The sequence below is a fragment of the Caballeronia udeis genome, from assembly GCF_044909315.1.
Classification (GTDB): Bacteria; Pseudomonadota; Gammaproteobacteria; order Burkholderiales; family Burkholderiaceae; genus Caballeronia; species Caballeronia udeis_A.
This window is the reverse complement of the sequence record NZ_JBIYEB010000001.1, coordinates 419,881-433,742: the sequence shown is the minus strand read 5'-3', so window position 1 is coordinate 433,742 and position 13,862 is coordinate 419,881. Positions and strand designations below refer to the sequence as shown.

Below are 13,862 nucleotides of genomic sequence, written 5' to 3'. Positions count from 1 at the left end.
CCAATCATGCGCTTGGGCGAATTCAGGCGCCGCTCCCGATCACATTCAGGCAAGCCACGACGGCTTGCGTTTTTCCAGGAAACTGCGCACGCCTTCGCGCCCTTCATCCGAGGCGCGGATTCGTGCGATACGGTCGGCGGTGTCCGAGATCAGCGTTTCATCGATTGGCTTGTCCGCCAGATCGACGACGAGTTGCTTGCACTCGCGCACGGCGTTCGGGCTATTGGCGACGATCGCGGCCGCGACGGCATCGACCGCGGCATTGAGCGCGTCTGCCGCAACGACCTGATGGACGAGGCCGATACGCAGTGCTTCGGCGGCATCGAAACGTTCGGCGGTCACGAAGTATCTGTGCGATGCGCGCGCGCCTATTGCCCGGATCACATACGGCGCGATGGTGGCGGGCATGAGCCCGAGCTTCGCCTCGGACAAGCAGAAGTGCGCCGATTCCGCGCAGATTGCGATGTCGGCAACGGCGACCAAGCCCATGCCGCCCGCGTACGCATCACCCTGGACCTGCGCGATCACCGGTTTGCTGCATGCGTAGAGGGTGTTGAGCATAGTGGCGAGGCCGAGTGCATCGGCGCGATTTTCCGCGTCCGTGTACGCTGCCATGCGTTTCATCCAGTTGAGGTCGGCGCCTGCGCAGAACGCGGGGCCGTTCGCCGCGAGGATGATGACGCGGATGGAGGCATCGTCAGCGAGCGCGCGGAATGCCGCTGTCAATTCGACGATCGTGGCCTCGTCGAAGGCATTGCGGACGTCAGGGCGATCGAGTGTGACGCGTGCCACGTAGCCGTCGACGGTGACTTTCAGGCGCTGCAGGTTCATTGCATCGGTCATGGGGGTTCTCGATCTCGATGTGCGCGACTCGGTGTTTCGCTCAGCACCAATTATCTCTAAATTCGTCGCGGGATTCGATTTTGAGGCGTACGGAGACCTGCGGCGGACCTGAGGCGCGTTCGGCGATCACGTGGTGATGCGGCTAACTTCGCTTATCGTGGAGGGTCTTTGCGGGGTTCAGAGGCTATTTCCTGCTGGCACCCGGCCGGAGGTTTTTTGTTTGCGCTCGGGTGGGGAGGGGGTTGGCTATTTCGTGCAGAGTGGTACGCGCCCAGCGCGGGGCGTTTTAGTCACGGCGGGCTTGTCTGCAGCCGGAGCAGCGAACTCCTCCAGCCACCCAGCCAAAGGCATTATCGCGACGCTGTCTGCGTCTGACTGACATTGCGATCGTTCCAGACTACCGCGTTGTTGACGGCGTACAACCGGCAGGGATCGCTGCTCTGCTTCTGACATCCCGCCAACGCCACCGCCACGGGGTCATCGCCCCCTTCCGCCCACGACCACGCGCCCGAATCCGACACCGCGAACGCGCGGCTCGAATACTGATGCAGAAAGTTTTCGTAACCTTCGCGGCCATGTTCATCGAGGAACGGCACCGCGGTCACCGCGTCCACGCTCGCATAACCCGTTGGCGAAGGCGCCTGCGGATCCGAAACCTGGTACTCACGATCCGTCGGCATGCCAATACCGGCCAGGAACGTCTTCACCCGTGGCCACCAGATCGACACACCGTCACGATCCCCAATCAGCCGATGCGCATCGTTCTTGTAAGCGCCGAAATTCACCATGTCGGCCTGGGCACCGTGCGCGCTATATGAAGCAAACATTTCATCAGGCAAGTTGCCCTGCCACACGGAGTCGTTGCTCCCGTACATCCACAACGACGGCAATTTCACATGCTCACCGTACGCACCAAACGCGCTCGTCAGGTTTTTCTGCCAGCCAGGACACTCGTCCTGACGAAGGCCACCGGAGAAATTGATCAGGCCACGTACACCCTTCGCCTCACGCGCGTCGCGAGCGCCATACGCCATGGTCACCAGCCCGCCGTGCGACGCACCCGCCACCACCACATGCTCGCTGTCGACAAACGGTTGTTTGTTCATGTAAGCCACCGTGGCAGCCACATCACGTGCCTGCGTGAAGCCATTGGCTTCGACATCACACCCGTTGCCGGTATATTCGCCGCCCGATTCCGCAAAGCCACGACGATTCGGCACGACGACCACATACCCGTGGCGCACGAACTCGCGCGCAAACGCGATCGGACGCGCGCGCGGCTGGTCATGCGCATTGCCAGGAAGCTTGCCGTGATTGAAGACGACCATGGGGAACGGACCCGGGCCATCAGGTTTGAAGATGGTGGTTTCAAGCGAGACGCCGCCTGAAGGTATTTCGATGACGGACTCGTTGAGATTTGACCCAACAACCGGAAGGGATGAGCCGAGCGACTGCGGCACTGTGCCGAAAGCAGGGGCCTCGAGCTTCGCGTACTGCTGCGCACCCGCGAACGGATCTGCAAGCGCCGAGGCGGACATCCCCGCGAGCGCACACGCCATTACACCACCTGACAACACATGCCTAAATGCCATCCCCGAAACCCCACCCACTCTTGACCCGGCTGATTTCCCAAAGCACGAGCCAGCTTATTGTCACAATCCATCGATCCGCGCGCCTGTACTGTCAATCAGTATCGCTGGTTGGATCGTCAAGTCATGTCCCGAATAGACAAGACAATGGGCTTCAATATGCAACACCGACGCGCCGACAGATATTTGGCTTATGAAACAGCAACTTAATATCATTCGCCAGCGACTGGCGAAAAGCTAGGGTACCCGGACAAAATCAATAGGCGCAATTAGAAAGTACCCGCGCGGCACACTAATTTTTGGCGAAAGCAGACGTTAAGGAAATTATTGCCGTCGATGCAGCCAGGTTCGTCGCTACGACGTTTCAATCGCGGAGATCACCGTCGACATAACGCCACCGGCCGTTGGTATCGCGTTCGAAGCGGCTCGTCTCATGCAGCCGGAACGCCCGGCCGCCGAGCTTGTATCGAGCGACAAATTCGACCTCGGCGTGATCAGCGTCAATCGGTGTGAAGCGTTTTATCTGCAAGCCGAGCCAGCGGGTGGCGGGATCGGCGGAGGTTTCCAGATCGCGGGGGCAAGTGGCCGCGGCCCAGGTCGCGCGCAGATACGCTGTGTTGCCGAGCACGTAGGCGGTGTAGCGTGAGCGCATCAGTTCCATTGCGTTGCCCGCCGGTGAGCCGCCTTCTATGAAGCGCCCGCAGCATTCCACGTAGCCCGGCGGACGTTTAGCGCTGCCCGATCCCTGCGACGCGCCGCCGCACGGGCATTCACCGGCTTGCTTCATGCGTCGACGCCCGGCATCTCGATGTGTCGCGGCTGCGCCTTCACGCGTGCCAGCCATGCGCGAATGGCCGGATACCGGTCGAGGTCCAGGTTGGCTTCATCGGCGACATGGGTGTACGCATACAGCGCAATGTCCGCGATGGTGTATTGCTCGTCGACGAAATAGGTTCGCGTGGCGAGATGCGTTTCCATCACATCGAGCGCGCGATAAGAACCGGCGGTTTTCTCGGGCAGGCGAGGATCGTCGGGGTGTTTAACGAACTGAAGAATGAAGCGCGCAACCGCAATGTTGGGCTCGTGACTGTATTGCTCGAAGAACATCCATTGCAGGACGCGCGCCCGCGAAAGACGGTCCGTGGGCAGCAGCGGGGTGCCTTCCGCGAGGTAATAGAGGATCGCGTCCGATTCGAACAGGCATGTATGCTCATCGATCTGCAACACCGGCACCTTGCCGTTCGGATTTAACTGACGAAACGCCTCGGTGCGCGTGGCGCCGTTCATCATGTCTACTTCATGCCATGCATACGGCCGCCGCAGTTGTTCCAGTGCAAGCCGGACCTTGTAGCAATTCCCCGACGACGCCACGCCATGTACCTGATATGCCACTTCATGTCCTCTTTGTCTGATTGAAGCACGCACTTCGGAAGCCGTATCAATGTACCGCACTCACCACGCGAGCGGCGTACCGTCGTACTGCACGAACGAGCCGTTGAATTTCCCGGGGTTCGCGGCGGCCGCCGCGATCACCGCGCGCATTCCGGAAATGCTGTGCGCCGGTTCGATCGCCGCCGACGAGCCGCCCATTTCGGTGCGCACCCATCCCGGATGCAGCGCGATGCAAGTCGAGCCGCGCACCTCCAGCGATGCCGCCTTCAGCGCCGCATTCACTGCGGCCTTGCTCACGCGATACAGCCAGCCCGCCGTTCCGTTCATCTCCGCGATACCGCCCATCTTGCTCGACACCACCGCGAGCACGCCGTGCGCGGCGTCGGTGAGCGGCAGGAGTATGGGCAGCAGTTGCATCGGGCCGCGGACATTGGCGTGCATGACCTGGTCGAAATCCTCCGACAACACGGTTTCCACGTGTTCGGTTCGCGGACCGTACACGCCCGACACGATGATCGCGACATCCAGTTTCTCGCCATCGAGTTGCCAGCCCAGCGCCGCGATCTGCTCGGGCTGGGTTGTATCGACGGAGAAGGTTTTTGCGCCCATGGAGCTGAGTGCTTCCAGCGACGCCGCGTTGCGAGCGGTGGCGAGCACGCGCCAGCCGTCGCGGCAATAGGCTCGCGCGAATTCGTGGCCGAGCCCGCGCGACGCGCCCACGATCAATACGGTTTTCATGAGGCTCTCCTGCACGCTGCACTAAATCAGTTCGATACCCATCGCCGTCGCTTCTCCGCCGCCGATGCACAAGCTCGCCACGCCGCGTTTCATTCCGCGCTGACGCAACGCGCCGATCAACGTCACGAGAATCCGCGCACCCGATGCGCCGATCGGATGCCCGAGCGCACACGCGCCACCGTTGACGTTGACCTTGTCGTGAGGCAAGTCGTGTTCCCGCATGGCGGCCATCGTGACGACGGCGAATGCTTCGTTGATCTCGAAGAGATCGACTTGGTCCGCGCGCCAGCCGTTCTTGCCGAGCAACTTGCGGATTGCGCCAACAGGCGCAGTCGTGAACAACGCCGGTTCCTGCGCGAAGGTGCTGTGCCCGGCCACTCGCGCGAGCGGCGTGACGCCGAGGCGCTTCGCCGTGGATGCCCGCATCATCACGAGCGCGGCGGCGCCGTCCGAGATAGACGATGAATTGGCCGCCGTTACCGTGCCATCTTTGGCGAAGGCCGGTTTGAGCGTAGCAATCTTGTCGATATTCGCCTTGAACGGCTGTTCGTCGTGATCGATAACGGTATCGCCCTTGCGTCCCGCGACCGTCACCGGCGCGATTTCCCAAGCGAACGAACCGTCTTCATTGGCCCGCTTCGCGCGGCGCAGCGACTCGACCGCAAACGCGTCCTGCGCTTCCCGCGAAAACTTGTAGGACCCGGCGCATTGCTCCGCGAACGTACCCATCAGCTGGCCTTTTTCATACGCGTCTTCAAGGCCGTCGAGGAACATGTGATCGAGTACCTGGCCGTGGCCCATGCGCATGCCGCCACGTGCTTTGGGCAGCAAGTACGGCGCATTGGTCATGCTCTCCATTCCGCCCGCGACTATCACGTCCGCCGAGCCGGCCAGCAGCATGTCGTGCGCGAACATGGCGGCCCGCATGCCGGACCCGCACATCTTGTTGACCGTGGTGCTGCCGACGGACAGCGGCAGGCCTGCGCCGAGCGCGGCTTGCCGCGCGGGCGCCTGACCGAGTCCGGCGGGCAGCACGCAACCCATCACGGCTTCTTCGATCTGCTCGGGTTTGAGGCCGGCGCGTTCCACGGCGGCGCGGATGGCGACCGAGCCGAGTTGCGGCGCCGTCACCGTGGCGAAGTCGCCTTGGAACGCGGCCATCGGCGTACGTGCAGCCGATACGATCACCACCGGATCAGTGACGAAATCAGTCATGTTTCAGCTCCTTGATCACACCTTTCACAATAGCCGGGACATCGCCGAGACGGGCGGCATCGGAGGCAAGCACATCGTTTGCCGATGAATGCGCGCCACCGCGAACCAGCGCCGCGATGCATTGCTGATAGGTCGGCTCGACCTCTTCCGACCCGTTGATCATCATGCCCATGTTGCGCACACGGCCGTCATGCACGCCGTAGGTCCAGCCATGCACCGTGATCTCCTGGCCACGCGCCCACGCATCGCGCAGAATGGTCGTGTGGCATACGTTCACCGTCTGTTCAATCGTGTTCAGCTCCACCAGCCGACGATTCCGCGCCTCGCCCATCGGCCATTCCTCGAGCAGCGCGGAGTGCTTGTCGCGCACATCTTCCACGTGACGCAGCCAGTTGTCCGCAAGACCCACGCGCCGGCCCACGAGCGCCGCGCCCACGCCGGAACAGCCGTAATGCCCGACCACCATGATGTGCTTGACCTTCAGCAGATCAACCGCGAACTGGATCACGGACAAGCAGTTGAGGTCCGAGTGAACGACCACGTTCGCGATGTTCCTGTGCACGAACACCTCGCCCGGCGGCAAGCCGATGATCTGGTTGGCCGGCACGCGTGAGTCTGAGCACCCGATCCACAGATATTCGGGCGCTTGCTGATGCGCCAGGCGGGAGAAATATTCAGCGTCTTCCGAGAGCTTGCGATCGACCCATTTCAGGTTGTTATCGAACAGGTGCGAGAGCGGGTTGTTCTCGTGGCTTTCAGGGTTGTCTGTGTTGTCGATATTGGACATGGGATTCAGTGCGGATAGGTTTCATGCGGCGCGTGCAGCGGGTGCGCCGTCCAGAAAACGCTCAGGATAACGAACGCAAAAACGAATGCCGTGTTCGTACGGAAAGAAGTCGGCGAGCTCGCCGTTAAGGATTTCTTCCTTATGCTTTTGCCACAGAGCGGGGTCGAAGAAATCGGCGTGATGTTTGATGAACGCGTCCCGCACGCGCAGGTCGCCGAGCAGGAAGGTGTTGTAGGTTTCGGGGAAGATGTCATGCGGCCCGACGGTGTACCACGGCTCACCCGACATCTCGTCTTCCTCGTTGCGGGCTTGCGGCACTTTGCGCACGTTGCAATCAGTCAGGTATTCGATCTCGTCGTAGTCGTAGAACACCACGCGGCCGTGGCGCGTCACGCCGAAATTCTTGTAGAGCATGTCGCCGGGGAAGATGTTCGCCTGGATCAGTTGCTTGATCGCGTCGCCATATTCCTTGATGCCATGCTCGATTTCCGACGGCGTGCCGTTCTGCAAATACAGGTTCAGCGGTGTCATGCGCCGCTCGATGTACATATGCCTGATCACCAGGTTATCGCCTTCGTATTCGATCATCGAAGCAACTTCCTTCTTGAGCTCCTTGAGCAGCGCATCGTCGAGGCGCGACAGCGGTAACGCGACGCTCGAATACTCGAGCGTATCGGCCATGCGTCCGAGACGGTCGTGACGTTTGACGAGCTGATACTTGTCCTGGATCTTCTTGCGCGTGGTTTCCTTCGGCGGCGGAAAGTTGTCCTTGATCAGCTTGAACACATACGGAAAAGACGGCAGCGTGAACACCAGCATCACAAGCCCCTTGATGCCGGGCGCGATGACGAATTTATCGCTGGAATGCGACAGGTGATGCAGCAAGTCGCGATAAAACAGGTTCTTTCCCTGCTTCTGCAATCCCACCGACGTATAGATTTCCGCCTTCGGTTTGCCCGGCATGATCGAGCGCAGGAACTGGATATACGCGGAGGGCACTTCCATATCCACGAGGAAGTATGAGTGCGAGAAGCTGAAGATGATCAGCAGTTGCTCGCGCTGCAGCAGGACCGTATCGAGCGCGAGCAGGCCGGGCGACGCGTGACGCACGGGCACGGCGAACGGCACCACCAGATCACCGTTGATGATCCGGCCCACTATGTACGCCGCCTTATTGCGAAAGAACAGCGACGACAGCACATGAATCTGGAAATTTGGCGCGGCCTTGAATTCGCCGAACGCCTCGTTAATGGCTTGCATCAGGCACTGGACGTCGCGCTGCAAATCTTCGAACGGCGGCTCGAGCTGGAAGTTCGTGACGATCCGTTCGAGCGTTGCCGCGAGCCCGTCCTTACTCGGGTAATACGCGCGATAGGTCGGTTTGGCCGCGGGTTCGTCGTTCTCGATGTACTCCGTCGAAATGGCGGGCCGCACGAAAATGAAGTCATTGTTGAAGTACGAACGATGCAGGATCTTGCAGCACACCGAGTTGAAGAACGTCTCCGCGCACTCGGGCTGCCGGTGCGACGTCAGCAGGCCGATGTAATGCAGCTTGATCTGCTGCCAGATTTCATCGTCTATGTTCTCGGCGTCGTACTCGTCTTCCAGGCGCATCACGCACTCTTCCACCCGATCGTCGTACGACGTGATGCGCTCGCGCGCCAGCCGCTGCAGCGCGTGCCAGTCGCCGGCTTCGAATAGCCCCTTCGCCGCGATGGCCGCATCGCGAAACACGCGATAGTGACGGTCGAAGCCTTCGAGCAGCGTTTCCGCGACATCGAAGCCAATCTGCGACGACAGCAACTTGGGAAAGTGATTCATATCGACTCTGCACTTCGTGTGGTGTCGTCCGACGTACGCCAGGTGCGCTACGTGATTACGTCTTTACGTTATAAGCATCAAACCCGGCTTGGAACCCGGCCGATATTGTATCGCCGGACGCTTTCGCTTCTCCCTTCACCGCGGTTCCTGCCCATTGCACGCTCAAGGCACCTTCGCGCCTTTCTTCGCGCCTGTATCCGCCGATGCAGCCACAACCGCCGCCCGGCGCGTGCGCTTTTCAGCGTTCGCTGAAAGCAGTGCGCGCCCTTGCACCTCGTAGGCTGAGAGCTCGGCGAGCGTTGCGTTCAGGTCTTCCAGTTGCCGCTCCAGAACGGCCCGATGTGCCGCGATGGTGTCAAGGAACGCATGCAATTGGGCGGCCGTCCCGGTCGGTGAATCGTAGAGATCGAGCAGCCTGCTCACCTCGAGCAACGTGAACCCGAGCCGCTTGCCGCGCAGCGTCAGCTTGAGCCGCGTGCGGTCGCGCGCCGAATACACGCGGCGCATGCCGTTCGTGCCTTCGCGCGCCGGCGTGAGCAAGCCCTGGTTCTCGTAGAACCGGATCGCGCGCGGCGTGATCTCGAATTCGCGTGCCAGTTCGGTGATGGTGTAGCGCATGTCTGTCATTGAAATTGCAAGGTTCCCAGCGCTTTTCTGAAGCCGACGTTAAAATGCAGGTTAACGTTAGCGTCAACTTGGCGGCAATGCAACAACTGACAACCCGGAGACCCGACCCGCATGAATCCGCTCGAACAGCAACTCGATTACGTTTTCGCAGACCGTCTTCCTGACAGCGGCCACACGATGGAAGTCACGCCCGGCGTGTTCTGGGTGCGCATGCCGTTGCCGTTCGCGCTCGATCACATCAACCTGTGGGTCATGCGCGACGAGATCGACGGCGTGGCGGGATGGACCATTATCGATTGCGGTATTTCAGACGAAACGATCCGGGCGAACTGGGAACGCACCTTCGACACGCTGCTTGACGGCCTGCCGGTGCTGCGCGTGATCGTCACGCATTGCCATCCGGATCACCTGGGGCTGGCGGACTGGATCTGCAATGGCGGCGAGAAGAAACGATGGGATCCGGTGAGGCTCTGGATGTCGCTCGGCGAGTACGCAATGGGCCGCGTGATGTCCGCCGGCGACGGTTCCGACGCGGGCGGCGAGCGCGCCGCGCGACACTTCGCCCTGCACGGAATGACGGACCCGGTATCGCTTGAAGCGCTGCGCAAGCGCGATGCGTATTACCCGACCTTGGTGCCGGCAATCCCGCGGGTTTACCGTCGGCTGCGCGATGGCGACAAGCTGACGATTGGCGGCCGTGACTGGGAAGTGGTGACGGGGTTCGGGCATTCCCCTGAACATTGCGCGTTTTTCTGCGCGGAGACGAAGGTGCTGATTTCCGGCGACATGGTGCTGCCGCGCATATCCACTAACGTGTCGGTGTTTGCTATTGAACCGGAGGGGAATCCGCTCGCGCTGTTCCTGGGTTCACTGGGCCGCTACGAGTCCCTTCCCGCCGATACACTCGTGCTCCCTTCGCACGGCAAGCCGTTTCGCGGCATGCATACGCGCATCGGGCAGCTTCGGGATCACCACGCCGCGCGTTTGGCAGAAGTGCGCGAAGCGTGCGCGGTCAAGCCGCAAAGCGCCGCTGACATTGTGCCGCTCATGTTCAAGCGTCCGCTCGATGTCCACCAGATGACGTTCGCGCTCGGCGAAGCGCTGGCGCATTTGCACCTGCTCTGGCTGCAAGGCGAACTCGTGCGCCATACGCACAACGAAGACGGTGTGATCCGCTTCTCGCCGAAGTGAAAGAAGCCGGGCGTTCGCACGCCCGGCTTCCTTGCCTTGAACTGCAGGTGAACTACCGCCGCGACTATTGCACCGCGACGCTCGCAAAGTTCTGCCGTCCGAACGGACTCACGCGATATCCACTGACATTGCTGCGCGTGATTGCCGCCGCCGTGGGGTAACCGAGCGGAATCCACAGCGCCTGGTCATGAATGATCTGCTGGGCTTCGGTATAAGCCTTGGTCCGCTTGCTTATGTCCGCAGTTTCCTTACCTTCATCGATCATGCGGTCCAGTGTCGGGTCGCAGAAGCGCGCGAAGTTGATGCCCGAGCGCACCGCGGCGCAACTGAAGAGCGGCGACAGATAGTTGTCCGGATCGCCGTTGTCTCCCGCCCAGCCCATGAACAACATGTCGTGCTGACCTTGCTTGGCTTCCTTGATCAGTTCGCCCCATTCGATCACTTTCACCTGCGCCTTCACACCGATCTTCGCCAGATCCGCCTGAAGCAACTCGGCGCCGACCTTCGGATTCGGGTTCAGCACGCTGCCGTTCGGACGCACCCAGATTGTGGTGTCGAAGCCATTCGGAAAGCCGGCGTCGGCGAGCAGTTTCTTCGCGCGATCGACCGAATACGGGTACGCCGTGATCTGCTTGTCATAGCTCCACGTGTTCGGCGGGTATGGGTTGACAGCGGGCGTAGCCGTATTCTCAAAGACCGTCTTCAGATAGGTCGTACGATCGAAGGCAATGTTCAACGCCTGGCGTACCTTGGGGTTATCGAGCGGCTTTTTCTGCGTGTTCAGCGCGACGAACGCCGTCATGAACGCGGGCGTCTCGACCACTTTCAACGAACTGTCCTTCTGCGCGTCGACCACGTCCTGAGGTTTCGGCGACAACGCGATCTGGCATTCGCCCGCCTTGATCTTCTGCGCGCGCACGGAGGCGTCAGGCGTGATGGCGTAGATCAGCCGGTCCACCTTGGGTTTCGGTCCCCAGTAGGTCGGGTTGACGTCATAACGGATCACCGCGTCTTTCGTATAGCTCTTCAGTACGAACGGACCCGTGCCGATCGGCTTCGCGTTCAGGTCGGTTTCGTGGCCGGCCTTGAGCAACTGGTCGGCGTATTCGGCAGAGTAGATCGACGCAAAGCCCATGGTGAGAATGGGCACGAAGGTCGCGTTCGGCGTGTTGAGCTCGAACTTGACGGTGTTGTCATCGACTTTGGATACGGACTTGATCAGCTTGACCAGGCCCATTGACTGCGCGTGCGGAAAGCCGCTTGCGCCCGCCACTTTGTGCCACGGGTTGCTGTCGGAGAGCATGCGCTCGAAGGAGAACACCACGTCGTCGGCGTTCAGTTTCCTCGACGGCGTGAAGTAGTCCGTGGTCTGGAACGCCACGTTCGGCCGCAGATGAAACGTGTAGGTGAGGCCGTCGGGGCTGACGTCCCATTTCTCGGCCAGCGCGGGCGTGACCTTTTTCGCGACTTCATCGTAGGAGACGAGCGTGTTGAAGATCACATCCGCCGATGCATTGGTCGTCACCAGCGAATTGAATTGCACGACGTCAAAGCCATCCGGGCTCGACTCGGTACACACAGTGAGCGGTTTCGCGATCGCGAGCACCGGCGTGATGGCCAGTACAGCGGCTGCGAGCATTCTGAAGCGCATGGGATCTCCCGTTACGAACGTGGTCGTCAGTGTTAGTCAGTCAGACGTTTCTTGTTACGGCGGTTGCGGCTTATTGTACGGTGCGCTTCGTCAGATGCGTCAGCGCAACGAAATGGCCTCCGTGGCCGTAGCTTACTGAACCGTTATTTCCGCTACAACGACCGATTCGGGATATCCATATGGGCTCGTGACAGTTTTTTGAAGACCGCCGCGGGCGGTTGCCTAATCCGCGGACGCACGCTAAACTCGTGGCCGTCTTTGGGGAGTAGCCTTCCTTCCGCAACGGGAGGAGGACGCGTCAACATACTCGGCTAGTCAGCCGTGGCGCGTTCGACCGGTCAGGTTTGGCGAGACCATGGGTGCATCTTGTCGTTCACGGTCGGACGGCGCGGGATTGCGTCCTGGTTCGCTGACGTCCGACCGTGAACTTATCGTGTCTCCAAAACAAAAACACCTCAGGCCTGCCCCAGGCCATACGCTGCGTTCGCCGGTTTCCCTACCGCTGTTCTGTCATTCCTATTGCGTTGCTCATTGCCTCGCTTCCTCGCCGGCTTTATCGCGAGGTGATTCATGACGATGCTTTTCCTGCAACTCGCGGTCATGCTCGTGGTGATCCTGGCGGCGTCGGAGATCTTTACCAACGCGCTCGAGCATCTCGGCGAAAAGCTCGGCATCTCCGAAGGGGTCACCGGTTCGCTGTTTGCGGCGATTGGCACGGCGCTGCCGGAAACCACCGTGCCGATCATCGCGTTGATGGGCGGCACCGCCAGCCGCGCGGTGAACGAGGAAATCGGTGTGGGCGCAATCTTGGGCGCACCGCTGATGCTCGCTACCCTGTCGACCTGCCTGATGGCCATCGCCGTGCTCAAGACGCGCGGCCTCAAGGGGGTCGTCGCACCCGAACACGGCGGTTTCACCCGCGATCTCAACTTCTTCCTGTGTGCTTTCCTGATCGCGGCGGCCGCCATGTACGTACCCCATCACGCATGGCAAGTGCGCGCACTGTTTGCGGCGGGACTGGTCGGCGTGTATGTCATGTACGTGGTGACGACGTTTCGCGCGTCCGCCGCTCTTGTCGAGAAGGGTCACGGCACTGAAGCGCCCGAGCGGCTGCTGATCTCGCGCTTCGGGTTGCCGACCTCGCTTGCGACCATCGTGTTGCAGATGATCCTGGGCACAGCGCTGCTGGTTGGCGGTGCGAAGGGGTTTATCGCCGGCGTGGAAGGCGTCTCGCATGTGCTGGGGATATCGGCGCTGCTGCTCTCGCTGATCATCATTCCGATCGCGACCGAATTGCCCGAGAAGGTCAACAGCATCATCTGGGCGCGGCGCGGCAAGGATACGCTGGCGTTCGGCAATATCACCGGCGCAATGGTGTTCCAGGGCACCCTGCTGCCGGGCATCGGCATCATGCTGACGCCGTGGGAGCCGCGCGTGGAGGTGATGACGGGCGTTTTCATCACGCTCGCGGCGGCCGCGTGGCTGCGCATCAACGCGAGGAAGGGCGGGATCGTGCTGTGGGCGCTGCTGGTGAACGGCGGCCTTTATGCGCTGTATCTGGCGCTGACGCTCGGGCGCTAGACCATAAGAAAACACCCCGGAAGCACATAGGTGCCCGGGGTGCATCGCGCCAAACGCCTGGTTTTCGTGGTTGTCTTCGCAGAGCCAGGATAAGGCCGCGTACCGCTTCGAACTTGCGTCAGAACTTGGCGGCCTGGTGATACTTGCTGGCCGCCTGGATCTTCTTCATCGCCGAACTGTATTCGACCTGCAATTCCCCTTGCGTCGTCTTCGCATCGGCCGCAATGGCTGCATCGATTTCCTGGATTCGCTTGATCGCGTCCATGGCCGTGGCGTCCTGTTCCGGCGTCAACTCCATGAAAAGCGGGGTCCGCTCTTCGGTCAGGCGGGCCGCTTCCTGCCAGTCCGCCAAGGCCGCCGCATGCTGGATTGCGAGCGTCAGCTCAAGCAGGCGGTCGATCAAGCTGTTCTGTTCCATGTCGATTTA

General features: G+C 61.0%; 13 protein-coding genes and 1 riboswitch. Of the genes, 2 read left to right on the top strand and 11 right to left on the bottom strand.

Features of this window, described 5'->3' with window-relative positions; translation table 11 throughout:
* Nucleotides 1-45: 45 nt before the first annotated feature.
* The 9 genes from ABH944_RS02025 to ABH944_RS01985 form a co-directional block, all read right to left on the bottom strand.
* Nucleotides 46-831: an enoyl-CoA hydratase/isomerase family protein gene (locus ABH944_RS02025; RefSeq protein ID WP_404604277.1), complete on the bottom strand. Its 786-nt coding sequence runs from the start codon at nt 829-831 to the stop codon at nt 46-48.
* Nucleotides 832-1,193: 362 nt separating this feature from the next.
* Nucleotides 1,194-2,435, bottom strand: a complete 1,242-nt coding sequence (locus ABH944_RS02020; RefSeq protein WP_404604134.1) for a dienelactone hydrolase family protein — start codon at nt 2,433-2,435, stop codon at nt 1,194-1,196.
* Between the two features lie 361 nt (nt 2,436-2,796).
* Nucleotides 2,797-3,219, bottom strand: coding sequence for a YchJ family protein (locus ABH944_RS02015; protein ID WP_404604133.1), 423 nt, complete (start codon nt 3,217-3,219; stop codon nt 2,797-2,799).
* Nucleotides 3,216-3,824, bottom strand: coding sequence for a glutathione S-transferase family protein (locus ABH944_RS02010; protein ID WP_404604132.1), 609 nt, complete (start codon nt 3,822-3,824; stop codon nt 3,216-3,218). Before ABH944_RS02010 ends, ABH944_RS02015 begins: the two co-directional genes overlap by 4 nt.
* 60 nt (nt 3,825-3,884) lie before the next feature.
* The gene (locus ABH944_RS02005; protein WP_404604131.1) at nt 3,885-4,562 is read right to left on the bottom strand and encodes an SDR family oxidoreductase; all 678 of its coding nucleotides are present in this window, start codon (nt 4,560-4,562) and stop codon (nt 3,885-3,887) included.
* Nucleotides 4,563-4,583: 21 nt separating this feature from the next.
* On the bottom strand, nt 4,584-5,777 hold the full coding sequence (locus tag ABH944_RS02000; protein WP_404604130.1) for an acetyl-CoA C-acetyltransferase: 1,194 nt from the start codon (nt 5,775-5,777) through the stop codon (nt 4,584-4,586).
* Nucleotides 5,770-6,564, bottom strand: a complete 795-nt coding sequence (gene can, locus ABH944_RS01995; protein ID WP_404604129.1) for a carbonate dehydratase — start codon at nt 6,562-6,564, stop codon at nt 5,770-5,772. The genes ABH944_RS02000 and can overlap by 8 nt, the downstream gene beginning before the upstream one ends.
* A 21-nt stretch (nt 6,565-6,585) precedes the next feature.
* A complete protein-coding gene (gene aceK, locus ABH944_RS01990; protein WP_404604128.1) occupies nt 6,586-8,385 on the bottom strand; it encodes a bifunctional isocitrate dehydrogenase kinase/phosphatase in 1,800 nt (599 codons plus the stop codon).
* 162 nt (nt 8,386-8,547) lie between these two features.
* The gene (locus ABH944_RS01985) at nt 8,548-9,012 is read right to left on the bottom strand and encodes a MerR family transcriptional regulator (protein ID WP_404604127.1); all 465 of its coding nucleotides are present in this window, start codon (nt 9,010-9,012) and stop codon (nt 8,548-8,550) included.
* Nucleotides 9,013-9,123: 111 nt separating this feature from the next.
* Here ABH944_RS01985 and ABH944_RS01980 point away from each other — a divergent pair, with 111 nt between their 5' ends.
* Nucleotides 9,124-10,203, top strand: coding sequence for an MBL fold metallo-hydrolase (locus ABH944_RS01980; protein ID WP_404604126.1), 1,080 nt, complete (start codon nt 9,124-9,126; stop codon nt 10,201-10,203).
* Between the two features lie 64 nt (nt 10,204-10,267).
* Here ABH944_RS01980 and ABH944_RS01975 read toward each other — a convergent pair whose 3' ends face one another.
* The gene (locus ABH944_RS01975; protein WP_404604125.1) at nt 10,268-11,854 is read right to left on the bottom strand and encodes an ABC transporter substrate-binding protein; all 1,587 of its coding nucleotides are present in this window, start codon (nt 11,852-11,854) and stop codon (nt 10,268-10,270) included.
* A gap of 244 nt (nt 11,855-12,098) precedes the next feature.
* Nucleotides 12,099-12,276: riboswitch (yybP-ykoY riboswitch) on the top strand.
* 148 nt (nt 12,277-12,424) lie between these two features.
* On the opposite strand from ABH944_RS01975, the gene ABH944_RS01970 reads away from it, so the two are divergent.
* A complete protein-coding gene (locus tag ABH944_RS01970; RefSeq protein WP_404604124.1) occupies nt 12,425-13,435 on the top strand; it encodes a sodium:calcium antiporter in 1,011 nt (336 codons plus the stop codon).
* A 118-nt stretch (nt 13,436-13,553) separates the two neighbouring features.
* Here ABH944_RS01970 and fliT read toward each other — a convergent pair whose 3' ends face one another.
* The gene (gene fliT, locus ABH944_RS01965; RefSeq protein WP_404604123.1) at nt 13,554-13,853 is read right to left on the bottom strand and encodes a flagellar protein FliT; all 300 of its coding nucleotides are present in this window, start codon (nt 13,851-13,853) and stop codon (nt 13,554-13,556) included.
* Between the last annotated feature and the right edge of the window lie 9 nt (nt 13,854-13,862).